The sequence below is a fragment of the Vibrio sp. 10N.286.52.C3 genome, assembly GCF_041468865.1.
GTDB lineage: Bacteria > Pseudomonadota > Gammaproteobacteria > Enterobacterales > Vibrionaceae > Vibrio > Vibrio crassostreae_C.
In genome coordinates this window covers 17,075-33,404 of the sequence record NZ_JBFRJM010000050.1, presented here as the reverse complement: position 1 = coordinate 33,404, position 16,330 = coordinate 17,075, and the positions used below count along the sequence as shown (strand labels likewise).

The 16,330-nt window shown below is 44.7% G+C and carries 12 protein-coding genes and 4 tRNA genes; 11 read left to right on the top strand and 5 right to left on the bottom strand.

What is annotated here, in order from left to right; all coding sequences use genetic code 11:
• Positions 1 to 119 precede the first annotated feature (119 nt).
• The 3 genes from AB4138_RS16390 to yeiP all read right to left on the bottom strand — a co-directional run bounded on the left by AB4138_RS16390 (position 120) and on the right by yeiP (position 1,659).
• Positions 120 to 602 (bottom strand): RNA methyltransferase, encoded by a 483-nt coding sequence (locus tag AB4138_RS16390; protein WP_017061495.1) that lies wholly within the window; start codon positions 600 to 602, stop codon positions 120 to 122.
• Positions 603 to 749: 147 nt separating this feature from the next.
• On the bottom strand, positions 750 to 1,079 hold the full coding sequence (locus tag AB4138_RS16385) for an HI1450 family dsDNA-mimic protein (RefSeq protein WP_004741258.1): 330 nt from the start codon (positions 1,077 to 1,079) through the stop codon (positions 750 to 752).
• A gap of 10 nt (positions 1,080 to 1,089) precedes the next feature.
• Positions 1,090 to 1,659 (bottom strand): elongation factor P-like protein YeiP, encoded by a 570-nt coding sequence (yeiP, locus tag AB4138_RS16380; RefSeq protein WP_017055115.1) that lies wholly within the window; start codon positions 1,657 to 1,659, stop codon positions 1,090 to 1,092.
• Between the two features lie 137 nt (positions 1,660 to 1,796).
• On the opposite strand from yeiP, the gene AB4138_RS16375 reads away from it, so the two are divergent.
• Entirely contained in the window at positions 1,797 to 2,564 is a 768-nt protein-coding gene (locus AB4138_RS16375; protein ID WP_017061494.1) for a hypothetical protein, read from the top strand.
• A gap of 93 nt (positions 2,565 to 2,657) precedes the next feature.
• Here the strand turns inward: AB4138_RS16375 and AB4138_RS16370 are convergent, their stop codons facing one another.
• On the bottom strand, positions 2,658 to 5,021 hold the full coding sequence (locus AB4138_RS16370; protein WP_372306845.1) for a DNA polymerase II: 2,364 nt from the start codon (positions 5,019 to 5,021) through the stop codon (positions 2,658 to 2,660).
• A gap of 426 nt (positions 5,022 to 5,447) precedes the next feature.
• Here AB4138_RS16370 and uvrY point away from each other — a divergent pair, with 426 nt between their 5' ends.
• The 10 genes from uvrY to nspC all read left to right on the top strand — a co-directional run bounded on the left by uvrY (position 5,448) and on the right by nspC (position 15,659).
• Positions 5,448 to 6,092 (top strand): UvrY/SirA/GacA family response regulator transcription factor, encoded by a 645-nt coding sequence (gene uvrY, locus AB4138_RS16365; protein WP_004729778.1) that lies wholly within the window; start codon positions 5,448 to 5,450, stop codon positions 6,090 to 6,092.
• Positions 6,093 to 6,107: 15 nt separating this feature from the next.
• The gene (gene uvrC, locus AB4138_RS16360) at positions 6,108 to 7,940 is read left to right on the top strand and encodes an excinuclease ABC subunit UvrC (protein WP_029235668.1); all 1,833 of its coding nucleotides are present in this window, start codon (positions 6,108 to 6,110) and stop codon (positions 7,938 to 7,940) included.
• 46 nt (positions 7,941 to 7,986) lie between these two features.
• A complete protein-coding gene (pgsA, locus tag AB4138_RS16355; protein WP_017061490.1) occupies positions 7,987 to 8,544 on the top strand; it encodes a CDP-diacylglycerol--glycerol-3-phosphate 3-phosphatidyltransferase in 558 nt (185 codons plus the stop codon).
• A 266-nt stretch (positions 8,545 to 8,810) separates the two neighbouring features.
• Positions 8,811 to 8,884, top strand: a tRNA-Cys gene (locus tag AB4138_RS16350).
• Between the two features lie 34 nt (positions 8,885 to 8,918).
• A tRNA-Gly gene (locus AB4138_RS16345) sits at positions 8,919 to 8,994 on the top strand.
• Between the two features lie 78 nt (positions 8,995 to 9,072).
• Positions 9,073 to 9,159, top strand: a tRNA-Leu gene (locus AB4138_RS16340).
• Between the two features lie 32 nt (positions 9,160 to 9,191).
• A tRNA-Gly gene (locus AB4138_RS16335) sits at positions 9,192 to 9,267 on the top strand.
• A gap of 851 nt (positions 9,268 to 10,118) precedes the next feature.
• A complete protein-coding gene (locus AB4138_RS16330; RefSeq protein WP_372306842.1) occupies positions 10,119 to 13,058 on the top strand; it encodes a pyridoxal phosphate-dependent class III aminotransferase in 2,940 nt (979 codons plus the stop codon).
• An 8-nt stretch (positions 13,059 to 13,066) separates the two neighbouring features.
• Positions 13,067 to 14,320 carry a carboxynorspermidine synthase gene (locus tag AB4138_RS16325; RefSeq protein WP_017061002.1) on the top strand — a complete coding sequence of 418 codons (1,254 nt, stop codon included), beginning with the start codon at positions 13,067 to 13,069 and terminating at the stop codon, positions 14,318 to 14,320.
• A gap of 199 nt (positions 14,321 to 14,519) precedes the next feature.
• Positions 14,520 to 15,659 carry a carboxynorspermidine decarboxylase gene (gene nspC / locus AB4138_RS16320; RefSeq protein WP_372306839.1) on the top strand — a complete coding sequence of 380 codons (1,140 nt, stop codon included), beginning with the start codon at positions 14,520 to 14,522 and terminating at the stop codon, positions 15,657 to 15,659.
• Between the two features lie 73 nt (positions 15,660 to 15,732).
• Here nspC and AB4138_RS16315 read toward each other — a convergent pair whose 3' ends face one another.
• Entirely contained in the window at positions 15,733 to 16,245 is a 513-nt protein-coding gene (locus tag AB4138_RS16315; RefSeq protein ID WP_017061000.1) for a glycine cleavage system protein R, read from the bottom strand.
• Positions 16,246 to 16,330: the final 85 nt, after the last annotated feature.

Below are 16,330 nucleotides of genomic sequence, written 5' to 3'. Positions count from 1 at the left end.
ATTCGGGATGCGAGTAATCGAGTATCGAAAACATACTGCCATAATCGGCAGTAAGCATGCTCTTCGCATCTCTTATCTCGTTTACACGTATCTATAAATCTTTTCGCATCTCGTTCTATTTACTTATGATTCGAGAAGTTATCGCCTTTCGCTAATCGGTCGTAAAGCACTACATTCACTGATGCTGCTAGGTTCATGCAGCCGTTGGTCGGAACGTAAATCGTCTCACGACAGAAATCTGTGATCTCTTTCTTTAGCGTGCCATCTTCTGGGCCAAAAATGTAAAACGCGCGTGGTGGGTGCTTGTAATCAGGTAGAGGCTTAGCACCTTCAATCAGATCAACAGCAACCGGCACGCAGCCTACTGGAATAATATCTTTCAGCTCTTCAACACCAATCAAAGGCAGGGCTAAGTGCTTTTCTTTGGTATCGGTATGGAATTTTCGCGCATGGTCGTAGCGTGTGCCAGTGTAAAACACAGAGTTGGCGCCGTAGCAGCCAGCTGCTCGCATCACTGAGCCTACGTTTTCTGGCGTCTTTGGGTTAACTAGGCCAATGCAGGCATAGCCTTTTGATTGTGTGTCTGTTTTTGCTTTGGTCATAATCAGTGAATCTAACGTTGATGATGAAAGTGATGAATCACGATGGAAAATAGCGTGATAAAAATAGCCGAGCAATGGGCTCGGCTAACTTTTAACTCGCTTACATGAATACTTGTTTACTCATGCAGATGAGCGTCAACAGCGGTATTAGTCGCGTTTCCACAGCATGTGACAGAACTTATGTTCTGGATCACGGCTGATTAACATGCGAGCAAATACGTCGTCTAGAACGTCATCAGCTTCATTCACAAGACCAATGCGCACTTCAGCGTAGATCTCTTTGTCGACTTCAAAGCCAACATGTTCAACCCAATCATCGCCAGTTTCAACAAGCTCTGCTGCGCCACGATCTTCAAACTGAGCAGTGAAAAGAATCACGTCTGCAGGCTCTAGGTTGTCAGGTGCCATCTCTAGGAAGATGTCGTATGCAGTGTCAATTGCGTCGTCATAAGACATTAGGTCGTTAGCTTCGGTCATAATAAGTATCTTAGCTTGCGCGGTTCATGTATTTACGTTCAGCAGTGTTTACTACTACTTTGTCGCCAGTCGCGATGTATTCAGGTACTTGAATAGTAAGACCTGTAGAAAGACGAGCAGGCTTAGTACGAGCAGACGCTGATGCACCTTTGATTGAAGGATCAGTCTCTTCGATAACTAGTTCAACAGATGTTGGTAGCTCAAGCGTTGCAGCGTTGCCGTCGATAAGGATCGCGTACATGCCTTGAGTTTCTTCGTTGATGAACAGTAGTTCGTCTTCGATAGTCTCACCGTTGAAGATGAATTGTGTGTAATCTTCGTTGTCCATGAAGATGTACTCGTTGCCATCAACGTAAGAGAACATTACTGCACGCTTAGTTACGTCAATAGTTTCAACAATTTCGTCAGCCTTGTGGCGAACTTCAGTTTTAACGCCAGTTGCTACATCGTTACCACGGAAGCGGTAAATCTTTTGGCCGCCACGGCCGCCTGGTGTTGTTACTTCGATATCTTTAACGATCACTGTTTTGCTTTCTACTGTGATAGCAAAACCTTTTTTAATTTCACTTGCTCTAGGCATTTTGTGTTTGTCCTTAGTGGGTCTATCCGCTGATTATATCTCGGAGATGCTATAAATAGGAATAGCTTGAATCATAAAGTCACCTAGGCGATCATAGAGTTATAGTTAAATCATTATTTTATTTACCGAAACGACCTATGCAGCTACCCGTTATTGACCCAACACAGCCTTTTCAACCTGAATTTCAACCTGTGGTTAACGATCTGATTACCTTTCTAAAAGGTGGGTTAGGATCTAATCTGCACAGTATTTATATTTATGGCAGTGTGGCTCGTAAGCAAGCCGTCTTCGGTCGCTCCAATCTAGATGTGGTTGTGGTGACCCATCGACCGTTTCCTGACCAACGAACCACTTTGTTGAACACCATCAAATGGCGTTTCCAAAAGAGCTTCCCGCAGGTAACTCAAGTGGCGATAAAAACTACCTTAGTGAGTGAGATAGTCGATTTCGACAATATCTTCACTTGGGGTTTTATGCTCAAGCATTTAGCCGTGTGTGTGCATGGTGAAGACTTATCAGACTGCTATGGTGATTTTGAAACAAGTTGGGAAATCGCTAAGCACTGGAATATGGATGCGGAAAACTGGTTGGCGGTGTATCGCAACAAGATCGCACGAGCGACAACGCCAGAACAACAAGTCGCTGCGCAGGTGATTATTGCCAAGAAGCTTCTACGGGCGAGTTACTCACTGGTGATGTACCGCGATAAATATTGGTACGATGATCCTGTTGAATGTGGCCAACAGTTCTTGAAGTATCACCCAGATCGAGAAGTCGAAATCCAAAGGTTGGGCATTTTACTTTCTGGTCGACCAATCCCTAAACGTTCGGTGATCGGTATTCTTGATGGCTTTGGTGAGTGGTTGATTAAGCAGTATCAGAAAACCGAGTTCAGAATCGGATAGAGATTTATAACCGATCCATTGATACTAAAAAGCAGAGTGTGCTGAAGAACATATCTCTGCTTTTTTCGTTTTAAGAGCATATTGAATATAGTGCTAGAACAAACCCAACTGCTGCCCACTAACTCTTTCAAAGTCTAAACCGATGAAGGGCAGTATTGCCTCTGCGACCGGTTTAATCTGCTTGTCGATATAGTGCTGATAATCGATACCACTCTTTAAATACTCCTTGGGCTCAGGGCCACTCAGAGTAATCAAATACTCAATGCGTCCTTTATTTTGGTATTGAAGAGGGCGCCCTAACTGAGCATTGATCTCATCGGCCATACGAGCTGCGCGAACCTGCGGCGGAATGTTCTTTTGGTATTCATGTAATTTGCGGCGTAAGCGCTTTTGATACACCAATAAATCATCATGTTTGCCAGCAGAGGTTTCATCAACAAACTGTCTGACGTAGTCGGTTGGATCTTGATCGTGAAACACCATCTCATACAAGGTTTGTTGGAATTGCTGTGCGAGAGGTGTCCAATCGGTGCGTGCACTCTCAAGCCCTTTAAATATGATCTTTTCTTTATCGCCTTGAGTGATTAATCCGGCATAACGTTTCTTCGAGCCGGTTTCTGAACCTCTAATGGTCGGCATTAGAAACTTGCGATAGTGAGTCTCGTATTCCAATTCGAGTATTGAGGTTAGGTTGTGGGTCTCTTTTAAGTGATTCGTCCACCAATCGTTGATGTAAGCGACCAGTGTGTTCCCGATCTCGTCTGCTTTTTGCTGATCATAACTGCCGTTCAGAGACACGAAGGTTGAATCGGTATCGCCGTAAATCACTTGATAGCCTTTGTCTTCGATCAGAACCTTGGTTTGCTTCATGATCTCATGTCCACGCATGGTAATTGAAGACGCTAACCGGGTATCGAAGAAACGACAACCAGACGAACCTAACACACCATAGAATGAGTTCATGATGATCTTAATCGCCTGAGAGAACGCTTTCTCGTTCTTCTTCTTCGCCACATCACGTGCAGCCCAAAGGTTTTCGATCATCTCGGGCAAGAAGTGTTTAGAGCGGTGGAATTGCCCACCTCGAAAGCCATCAACGGCTTGGTTTTCTGCTGGGCCTAGTTCAAGCTTCAACCCTTCAATTAGTCCCATAGGGTCAATCAGAAACGAGCGAATGATCGATGGATACAGGCTCTTAAAATCGAGTACCAAAACCGAGTCGTACAGATTGGGAATTGAATCCATCACATAACCGCCGGGGCTCGCAATCCAATTCTCTGGCTCTAAGTTCGGTGCGACATAACCCGCTCTGTGGATTTGAGGCAGATATAAGTTAGTAAAGGCCGCAACAGAGCCACCAACGCGATCCAGCTCAACACCGGTTAATCGAGAGCGCTCAATCGCGAAGTCGAGTAGGTGAGTGTGCTCGAAGATGCTGTTTACCAGTACGCAGTCTTGAAGGTTGTACTTAGCGAGTGAGGGTTTATCGAACTTAAACATTCGGTTTATCTCATCCATACGGTCATGAACGTTATGGATGTCTTTGCCTTCCCCAAGCAGCTCTTGCGATACCGACTCAAGAGACCAAGAACGGAAGTGGTAGGTCGCTGTCTTGAGCATATCAATACCATCCAAGACAACGCGCCCCGGAATCGTGATAAAACCTTGCTGATTTTGAGCAGAACTGCGGAAAAAGCTCGGTTGGTTGTCTCTGCCGATGTTGAGCTTCACTTCGTTCCATTCTGAACGTTTGTGCAGCAGCCTAAAATCGAAGTCGATAACATTCCAGCCAATGATGATGTCAGGATCAAATTCAGAGAACCAAGCTATCATGGCTTCAAGTAGCGCTTTCTCGTTGGCAACCCATTGGATATTGGTTTCAGCTTGTTGTGCTTCGCCGACCATGATTACTCGGCTGTCCATCGGGCTGTCTAGGCCAATTGAATAAAGCACGCCTTTTTCCGAACACTCAATATCAAGCGAGACCACAGATAGACTGGGTAAGTAATCACCTGCTCGGCATTTTGCGTTTGAGACTCGACGATGCTGATTTTTTTGCACAGCAGATCCGGTGAACTCAATACTTCCCTTGATAAAACGTTCCATCAAGAATCGATCGGCGAGTCGAATATCGCTTTCAAAGGTTTGGATTTCTTCGTTGTGAAAGGCTTGCGCTAAACCAAAGCTGCTTCTCGACAGTGAGGTGTAACACGCGGCGAGAGGTGTTTGCTCGAATGTGGCTAATTCTAGAGGCTTAAATTGGCAATCGATCGACTCTTTCGCTGCGATTGCCTGACATGCCTCAACGTCAGATTGAGCGACAAAAAATACCGGTTTTTCATTTTGAATCGTCAGCAGAGTAGGGCCTTGAGGGGTGCTTAACCACAAGTCGATTTGTGTGCGCCCTGAAAAATCTCTTGCTTGTCTTGTGAGTACAAAGCCTTGCTGAATATCCAATGTAGTAACCTATTGAATTGGGGAATCGAATACTACCATCTAGCGACCTTCTGCGCACAAAAGGCAGTAAAAATACTAACTAAATTCTAGTTAGTAGAGGCAAATAACGGGACTCTATAAGCAAATAAGTGAAATTGTCGCGAATGGTTATTCAATGGTATTGAAAATATCTTTATCTTATGTAATTTTATTGGGTGTTGTTTTAACTGTTTGATTTTTAGAAAAAGCTTGTTGTTTTAGTTAGCTTATTTGTTAATAAGTACTTGCTAAAGTTCGTGTTTCAGCACATATTCAACAGAGCTTTTTTTTAGTAATTAAGTTAAGATGTACTCAATGCTGCGATCCACTGTTCCTTTGTTCAATTGTTTCAAACAGATGAAATGACACAGTGGTTGCAGAGCCAATTAATAGTGTGGAGATACAAGTTTGATAAATGTTTTCCTTGTAGATGATCACGAGCTGGTTCGCACAGGGATACGACGTATTATTGAAGACGTCCGTGGAATGAACGTAGCAGGGGAAGCTGAAAGCGGTGAAGATGCTGCAAAATGGTGTCGTACTAACAATACTGACGTTATTTTGATGGATATGAATATGCCTGGTATTGGTGGCTTAGAAGCAACCAAGAAGATCTTGCGTTTCAACCCTGATGTTAAAATCATCGTTTTAACTGTTCATACGGAAAATCCGTTTCCAACTAAAGTGATGCAAGCTGGAGCTGCTGGTTACCTTACTAAAGGGGCTGGTCCGGATGAAATGGTAAATGCAATTCGAGTGGTTAATAGTGGCCAACGATACATTTCACCAGAAATTGCGCAGCAGATGGCTTTGAGCCAATTCTCGCCTGCGTCTGAAAATCCATTCGCAGACTTATCTGAACGTGAACTTCAAATCATGATGATGATTACCAAAGGTCAGAAAGTGACGGATATTTCAGAACAACTCAATCTAAGTCCTAAAACAGTCAACAGTTACCGCTACCGCTTGTTCAGTAAGCTGGATATCAGTGGCGATGTAGAGCTGACGCATTTAGCGATTAGACATGGAATGTTAGACACTGAGACCCTTTAACACTGAGATCGTATAGTGACCAACTTGTTTGACTCAGTCTCATTCCTCAAGACAGTAACAGAGCAGCCCGGCGTTTATCGAATGTATAACGCCGAGGCTGCCGTTATTTACGTCGGTAAAGCTAAGAACCTCAAAAAACGCCTTTCCAGTTATTTCCGTAAAAAAGTCGACAGTGAAAAAACACGCGCTCTAGTTAGTAATATTGACAAGATCGATGTCACTGTAACGCACACGGAAACAGAAGCGCTCATTCTTGAGCACAACTACATCAAGCAGTACTTGCCTAAATACAACGTACTTTTGCGTGATGATAAGTCGTACCCTTATATTTTTATTAGCGGTCACAAGCATCCTCGTTTGTCGATGCACCGTGGTGCTAAGAAGAAAAAGGGCGAATACTTTGGTCCTTACCCTGATTCCGGCGCTGTGCGTGAGACGCTACACCTAATCCAAAAGATTTTCCCTGCCCGCCAGTGTGAAGATACGGTTTATGCCAATAGAACGCGCCCGTGTTTGATGTATCAGATTGGTCGTTGTGCTGCGCCATGTGTTAGCTCAATCATCTCTGATGAAGAGTACAGTGAACTTATCGACTACGTTCGTCTGTTCCTGCAAGGGAAAGACAAATTAGTCCTTGAGACGCTCATCGACAAAATGGACAAGGCAAGCCGTGAGCTTCGTTTTGAACAAGCTGCCGCTTTCCGTGATCAAATCCAAGCGATTCGACGTGTGCAAGAACAACAATACGTATCTGACGATTCAATGGAAGATATGGACGTGTTGGGATTTGCTCAAGAGAATGGCGTAGCGTGTATTCATATCTTGATGATTCGCCAAGGCAAGGTTTTAGGCAGTAGAAGCCATTTCCCTAAAATTCCCAACAATACGGTGCGAGAAGAGGTCTTTTCGAGCTTTTTAAGCCAATACTATCTTGCGCATAGTGAAGCGAGAACCATCCCAACCCGTTTGATTCTCAATGCCGATTTGATGGAAGATGTCACACCGATTCAAGAAGCCTTGTGTGAAGTAGCGGGTCGTAAGATTCACTTCAATACCAACCCTTCAGGTACTCGAGGTCGTTACCTTAAATTGTCTAATACCAATGCATTGACGGCTATTACCACCAAGATTAATCACAAGATGACGATTAATCAGCGCTTCAAAGAGCTCCAAGAAGTGCTGTCGATGGATGCTATCAAGCGCATGGAATGTTTTGATATCAGTCATACCATGGGTGAAAGCACGATTGCGTCGTGTGTGGTGTTCAATCAAGAAGGCCCGGTTAAACCAGAGTACCGTCGTTACAACATCACCGGCATTACAGGTGGCGATGATTACGCAGCGATGGCTCAGGCGCTTGAGAGACGTTATTCGAAGCAGCTCGATGTCGACAAGATCCCAGACATCATCTTTATCGATGGTGGTAAAGGTCAGCTAAACCGCGCTCATGAGATCATTTCTCAATATTGGGGTGATTGGCCGTTTAGACCAAGAATGATGGGTATTGCGAAAGGCGTGACGCGTAAACCGGGTTTAGAAACTTTGGTAACCCTTGAAGGTGAAGAGTTTAATTTACCTAGCGATGCACCAGCGCTGCATCTTATCCAGCACATTCGTGATGAGAGCCATAATCATGCGATTGCAGGGCACAGGGCGAAACGTGGTAAAACGCGCAGAACCAGTGCTTTGGAAGGAATTGAAGGGGTAGGACCTAAACGTCGTCAAGCTTTGCTGAAATATATGGGTGGCTTACAAGAACTTAAGCGTGCAACTGTCGAAGAAATAGCCAAAGTGCCGGGCATTAGTCATTCTTTGGCAGAAAACATTTATCAAGCATTGAAACAATAGTAAAAATCCCGCACCATTAAAGCGCAATTAATAAGAGCCCAATAATATGCGTTTGAATATACCTAACATTTTGTCCTTACTGAGACTATTTTTGATCCCAGTATTCGTTGTCGTTTTCTATCTACCTTATCAATGGGCTCCTTTCGCTGCTGCGATGGTGTTTTGGGTAGCCGGTTTCACTGATTGGCTAGATGGCATGCTAGCTCGTAAGTTAGGGCAAACGTCTCGCTTCGGTGCCTTCATTGACCCTGTGGCTGACAAAGTGTTGGTCGCTACGGCTCTTATCCTGATTACAGAGCATTACCACTCTATTTGGATAACTATTCCAGCCGTGACCATGATTGCTCGTGAGATCATCATTTCAGCGCTTCGTGAATGGATGGCTGAAATCGGTAAACGCGCAAGTGTTGCGGTATCTTGGGTTGGTAAAGTCAAAACGGTTTCTCAGATGTTCGCTCTTTGGGTACTTATCTGGAGATACGACGACTGGATGGTGTGGGTAGGTTACATTGCACTGTATGTCGCCACCGTTCTTACTTATTGGTCAATGGCACAATACTTGATGGCTGCCAAAGACGATTTGTTAGACGAAAAACATCATTGATGAAGAAGCGAGCTGAGGCTCGCTTTTTTGATCTTTAACCTAAGGTTAAGTTATCAATAGTGGATATCTAATGTGATATAGATCTCCTTTGAATAACCCGCTCACAGTGTGTTTTGAACATAAAGTCAGCTATTTGGCCTGTTTCGTATGAAATCTATTCAAACGAATTAAAAATACAAAAATAATATTGACTCAATCGTCTGAATCCGTAGAATGCATTCCGTACCCAAGAGGATGGCAATGAGCGATTCGATTGGAGTTACTAAGGCGCCTTGGCAGAGTGGCTATGCAGCGGATTGCAAATCCGTGGACCTCGGTTCGACTCCGGGAGGCGCCTCCATTCTCTCTCTTGTTTAAGAGAAGAATAATGATATGCGACACTAGCTCAGCTGGTAGAGCGCAACCTTGCCAAGGTTGAGGTCACGAGTTCGAACCTCGTGTGTCGCTCCAAATTTTGTATGTTGATTGGCGTCAACATAAGATGGTGTTTTACTTTTCAGTAATCGGCATCGCAATAAAGAATTGCGTGCCCTGGTGGTGGAATTGGTAGACACAAGGGATTTAAAATCCCTCGGCGTTCGCGCTGTGCCGGTTCAAGTCCGGCCCGGGGCACCATCTATTAAAGTCTTTATCTCGATAAAGCAAATGCGATACTAGCTCAGTTGGTAGAGCGCAACCTTGCCAAGGTTGAGGTCATCGGTTCGAACCCGATGTATCGCTCCAAATTAAGAAGCCCGAACAGAAATGTTCGGGCTTTTTGGTTTCTGACGCTTAGCTTTTACGTTTAAGAACTCTTCTTGTTCGAACCCGCACTCAACATTCATTTCTATCTCTGTTTCAAATTTTGCAATCAAGTTAGTTTTTAAAAGCGAGATTCCCTATGAACTCGTTCCTCGTGCTAGGGAATGACGGTATGACCTCAAAGTCTCTCTAGTAACGTTTATAAATCCACGTCGTCATCCTCGGGCGTGAGGAACGAGCGAACCGGGGAGCTCTTTCCCAAACGATAGTGTGACGATATTTACAGCAATTGCTTAGCCACCGCTGCTATTTATCAAGCTATTACTAAAAACTATTGATCGTTCATTTCACTTTATGTTACTTTCCTGCGCAATCTCGGAATGAAAATGTTCAAGAAGAGCAACGATTGCTTCTGGGGGATACGCGTAGTGACCATTCTTGCTGATTGGGACATTACGTAGGGTAGGTATTGGCTAGTCCTTTAGCTGATAGACGGGATACTTATGGCGCAGTTCGTCATGTTAATGGGAAACCCAACATTGAACACACTAATTACAACATTGCTAATCAGCTCTGCATTTCCAAAGGGACCAGCTCCTCATAGCTGCCCGATCCTGCAAAAATGTCCAATTCTTCAAAACAGTAGCATTACTGAACCTTGAGCTCACGCTAACAATTTATCGCTGTCTTAAGACGGCTTAATTTCGTATTCGTCATTTGACTTATGCGAGCGTACAGCTATATCTCATTTCTAGACAATACGTGTACTTCACTATGAACTCTCTCCAAATTTAACGAGAGTTGGTGGGTAATTGCGTCTGATGGAGGTGAGTATGAACACATTCAAGGGGACTTTTATGACTACCGCCTTTGAAGTCGATATCAATACTATCGCAAATTCATTTTCAACTATGGTTCCTATCTTAGAGGGAACGTACGACCTAACACCTGACGCTATTTTGCTAGAGCAAGAACAGCATGAGTCGGATGTTCGCTCTTACCCAAGACGCCTGCCTATTGCTATTAAACGAGCATGTGGCGCTTTAGTTGAAGATACTCGTGGCCAACTCTTTCTCGATTGCTTAGCCGGTGCAGGTACACTTTCTCTGGGTTACAACCACCCTGAGATTAACCAAGCACTTAAAGACCAACTCGATTCTGGTTTGCCATACCAAACACTTGATATCACGACTCAAGCAAAAGAGACGTTTATCAAGCGAGTTAAAGCTTTTCTTCCTCAAGACTTTTCAAATAACTCGGTTCTTCAATTCTGTGGCCCATCTGGCGCTGACGCTGTGGAAGCGGCGATCAAGCTCGCCAAGCAAACCACAGGTCGCAACACCATGTTTGCTTTCCGTGGTGCTTACCATGGTATGACGAACGGCACCATGGGTATGATGGGTAACCTCGGCACTAAAGAGCGTCGTAGCGGCTTGATGTCTGATGTGCACTTCATGCCTTTCCCATACAACCTACGCTGCCCGTTTGGTATTGGTGGTGAAGCGGGTGCTAACGCGAGCATTCGTTACATCGAACGTATGTTGAATGATGACGAGTCTGGCATCATGAAACCGGCGGCGATGATCGTTGAGCCTGTGCAAGGTGAGGGCGGTGTGATTCCTGCTCCAGCATCTTGGTTACAAGGCCTACGTCGCATCTGTGATGAGCACGGCATCCTACTGATTTTTGATGAGATTCAGTGTGGTGTGGGCAAAACTGGCCATCGATTTGCGTTTGAAGAGTCTGGTGTTAATCCAGATATCTTATGTTTATCTAAAGCGATTGGTGGCGGACTGCCTATGTCGCTGCTTGTGTTCGATAAGAGCATTGATACATGGAAAGCGGGTGAGCACACCGGTACATTCCGTGGTAACCAATTAGCAATGGTCTCTGGCGCTAAGGCGTTGGAGATCATCGAACGAGATGGCTTAGTTGAGCACGCGAACATCGCAGGCCAATATTTACGTCACGGGCTTGAGAAGATTCAATCACGCGTTAGCTGTATTGCTGAAGTTCGTGGTAAAGGCCTGATGCTCGGTGCTGAGATCAAACAACCAAATGGTGAGCTTAACAAGTTTGGCGAACCACAATCAGACGGCGAACTAACCCTAGCGATTCAACGAGCAGCGTTAGAGCGTGGCTTGATGGTTGAAAAGGGTGGTCGTGATGGCTCGGTAATTCGTTTCCTTCCGCCAATGATTATCTCTTTTGAGCAGATTGACTTTGTACTCCGCGTAATGGAAGAAGCGATCATCGCAGCTGGTGGTGGCTTACAACAAGACCCAGCTTCAAGCGAACAAGCAAACCAAGAATGGAACAAGCATTTCATCCATACAGGTTTAGGCGGTAGCGACGAATTTGCTAACGTGATGAACCAAACCACTCAAGCGATGAAAGCGGTTTTTGAACAGGTTGAAACCCCTTATTCGGGTTTAGATCCAAAAGTGCTAGAAGCAGCTATCAATGCTGTCGACCTTGATAACAATCAACACGCTTTGGTTGATGTTGTAGATAGTACTGCAGACCTTGTCGCTGCAAACTCCATCTTCGTGCAACACCCAGATTGCATTGCACACCTTCACACTCCTCCTCTTATGGCTTCGGTAGCAGCGGAATCGATTATCGCGGCATTGAATCAATCAATGGATTCATGGGACCAAGCATCGGCTGCGACTTATGTTGAGCAGCGCGTCGTGGATTGGATGTGTGACAAATACCAACTTGGCGCACAAGCTGACGGTGTTTTCACTAGCGGTGGCACGCAAAGTAACCTAATGGGTTTATTGCTTGCGAGAGACTGGGTTGCGGATAAGCACAATGGTCACTCAATCCAAAAGCTTGGCTTACCAGAATACGCGAGCAAGCTGCGTATCTTATGTTCAAAGAAATCTCACTTCACGGTTCAAAAGTCAGCCTCTCTACTAGGGCTAGGCGAAGCGGCAGTGTGCTGTGTTGACACCAATGCAAACGGCACTATCAAGCCTGATTTGTTAGATGCAGAAGTGAAAGCGCTTAAAGCACAAGGGTTGATTCCTTTTGCTGTTGTCGGTACGGCGGGTACAACCGATCACGGTGCTATCGACGACCTTGATGCGATTGCAGACCTCGCAAGCCAACAAGGCCTTTGGTTCCATGTCGACAGTGCTTACGGTGGCGCGCTTATCTTGAGTAGCCACAAGGCTCGCTTACAAGGCATCGAAAAAGCGGACTCTGTGAGTGTCGATTTCCACAAATTGTTCTATCAAACAATCAGCTGCGGCGCGGTATTGTTGAAAGACAAAGCGAACTTTAAGTACCTTCTACATCACGCAGATTACCTAAACCGCGAACACGATGAACTGCCAAATCTAGTCGATAAGTCTATTGCGACCACCAAGCGTTTCGATGCATTGAAAGTCTTCATGACGATGCAAAGCGTTGGACCAAAGCAGTTGGGTGATATGTACGACCATCTTCTTGAGCAAACGCTAGAAGTGGCAGACCTGATTCAAAACCAAGCTGACTTAGAGCTACTCGCAGAGCCGTCACTATCAACAGTGCTGTTCCGATCTAAGCCGTCAGCAAACGGCGAGCTAGATTTAGACAAATTGAATCAAACGCTAAGACTGGAAGCGCTGACTCGTGGTGTTGCAGTACTCGGTGAAACGGTCGTGGATGGTAAGAGTGCGCTTAAATTCACTATCTTGAATCCGTGCCTAAAGACATCAGATTTCAAATCTCTAATTAACAAAATTCAAACTCTAGCCACTGAGCTAGCAGAACAACAAGGGTAATTAATACTATGGCTATTCTACAAATTGGTGCAGGCGGCGTTGGTTGGGTTGTTGCACACAAAGCAGCACAAAATAACGAAGTACTGGGTGATATCACAATCGCTTCTCGCACAATCGCGAAGTGTGAAAAAATCATCGAATCTATCAAGGGCAAAAACAACCTTAAAGATTCAACTAAGAAACTAGAAGCACGTTCAGTAGACGCTGATGATGTTGATGCGCTTGTTGCTTTGATTAAAGAAGTTCAGCCGGATCTAGTGATCAACGCTGGTCCTCCTTGGGTAAACATGGCAATCATGGAAGCATGTTACCAATCTAAAGTTTCTTATTTAGATACATCGGTAGCGGTTGACCTATGTTCTGAAGGCCAACAAGTACCACAAGCTTACGATTGGCAGTGGGGCTACCGTGAGAAGTTCGCTGAAGCAGGCATCACAGGTATTCTTGGTGCTGGTTTCGATCCAGGTGTGGTATCAATCTTTGCTGCATACGCGGTTAAGCACTTGTTCGATGAGATTGACTCAATTGATGTAATGGATGTGAATGCTGGTGACCACGGCAAGAAGTTTGCGACAAACTTTGACCCAGAAACCAACATGCTTGAGATCCAAGGCGATTCTTTCTACTGGGAAAATGAAGAGTGGAAACAAGTACCTTGTCACTCTCGTATGCTTGAGTTTGAATTCCCGAACTGTGGTTCTCACAAAGTTTACTCAATGGCGCATGATGAAGTTCGTTCAATGAAAGAGTTCATCCCAGCTAAGCGTATCGAATTTTGGATGGGCTTTGGTGATGCATACTTGAACTACTTCAACTGCATGCGTGATATCGGTCTTCTTAGCCCAGATCCGCTAACACTGCACGATGGTACTGTGGTTCAGCCTCTGCATGTTCTTAAAGCACTACTACCGGATCCAACATCTCTAGCTCCGGGTTACACTGGTTTAACGTGTATCGGTACTTGGGTTCAAGGTAAGAAAGATGGTAAAGAGCGTAGCGTATTCATCTACAATAACGCAGACCACGAAGTGGCTTACGAAGACGTAGAGCACCAAGCGATCTCTTACACAACTGGTGTTCCAGCGATTACCGCTGCACTTCAGTTCTTCCGTGGCGAATGGGCTGATAAAGGCGTGTTCAACATGGAACAGCTAAATCCAGATCCGTTCCTAGCAACTATGCCGGAAATTGGTCTAGATTGGCATGTTCAAGAGCTTGAAGCAGGCCAAGGTCTTCCAGTGATTCATGAGCTGAAAAAATAAGAACTGATTTCTTGTTTTGATTGCTAATTAAAGGGGACATGGATTGTTCCCTTTTCGATGATGATAGCCTTGAAGCTTTGGTATCATTTATTTTGATTTTGTAACTCACTGTGCTCGGACAGGACAAAATCAAAATAAATTACACCAAAATTGTTAATTTACCTTTCCATCTATAGATGCTGCTTGAGTGTTTACAAAAATGACGTTTAAGAAAGAAGAACTAAAAACCCCATATTTCATGATCAACGAAGACAAGTTGATTGCGAACTTAGAAAAAGCCAAGCAACTGAAAGAGATTTCAGGTGTGAAATTGGTACTTGCGCTTAAGTGCTTCTCGACTTGGGGCGTGTTTGACATCATCAAACCGTACCTAGACGGTACTACTAGTTCTGGCCCTTATGAAGTGAAATTAGGTCACGAAACTTTTGGCGGTGAAACTCATGCTTACAGTGTGGGCTACAGTGAAGATGACGTGAGAGAGGTTGCTGACATCTGCGACAAGATGATCTTCAACTCTCAAAGCCAACTTGCTGCTTACCGTCATATTGTTGAAGGTAAAGCTTCACTGGGTTTACGTTTAAATCCGGGCGTGAGCTACGCAGGGCAAGACTTGGCGAATCCAGCACGTCAATTCTCGCGTTTGGGCGTGCAAGCTGACCACATCAAACCAGAAATTTTCGATGAGATTAATGGTGTGATGTTCCACATGAACTGTGAGAACAAAGACGTCGATGCGTTTATCGGCCTGCTTGACTCAATCTCAGAACAGTTTGGTGAGCACTTAGATAAGTTGGACTGGGTGAGCATGGGCGGAGGTGTGTTCTTCACATGGCCTGGCTATGACATCGAAAAACTCGGTCTTGCGCTGAAAGCCTTCTCTGAAAAGCACGGTGTGCAGATGTATCTTGAGCCGGGTGAAGCGATCATCACTAAAACAACCGACCTAGTTTTGACAGTGGTCGATATTGTTGAGAACGTGAAGAAAACAGCGATTGTGGATTCAGCGACTGAGGCGCACCGCCTTGACACGCTTATCTACAATGAGCCCGCATCAGTATTGGAAGCATCAGAAACAGGCAGCCATGACTACGTGATTGGTTCGTGTTCATGTCTTGCGGGCGATCAGTTCTGCGAAGCGAGCTTTGATGAGCCACTTAAGATTGGTCAAAAGCTGCATCTGTTAGACAGCGCGGGTTACACAATGGTGAAATTGAACTGGTTCAATGGCCTTAAAATGCCTTCAATCTACTGTGAACGTAGCAGTGGTGAAGTTCAGAAGCTAAATGAATTCGGCTATGAAGACTTCAAACGCTCATTATCACAATGGTCAGTTAAGTAACTGAATCACAAGTTCAGAGCAATACAAAGAGCAGCTAATGAGCTGCTCTTTTTTGTTCTTTAATTTTGTTTATTTAGCTTTCAATCATCACACGAGTATCTTCACTGAGCGTTTCGAGTTCATTAACTACGTCGTCGATCTGTACTTCGATTGGCAGCTTAACGGCGATTTTTGATGTGAATAGACTTGAGCTAACACCGCCGCCACCAGCGATAAAGACGCGGTGACAATCCATATCGAGAATACTGATTCCTTGTCTATCCAATACATGAGTCACTTCGTTGACGATACCTGCTCGGTCGTTAGAGTCGAGTCTCAAGTGATGGACCGTGTCTTGAACATTGTGTGTATGATCGGAATCGACAAACTGCACGATGAGATCTGGATTGGCGCTGAACGCTTCTTTTACAATCGATTCGTTGATGGCTGGAAGTTGAACCTTTAGTACGCCTGCGACTTGGTCTTCAATAAAGTTCACTTTACTGATGAGCCATTTGCCGTCGTTTTCGTGAGTAACCGCAGCAAGCTGTTTGATTGTTGCTGGTGATGCTTTTCCGATAAAGTTTACGATAAATGTACTGTTCATATCAGCCCCCAAGGTTTCAATTATTCTTTGCTAATTAAATGTTTGATATCACGCGATAAAGTTCTTTAATTTCAGTGTAGAAGGT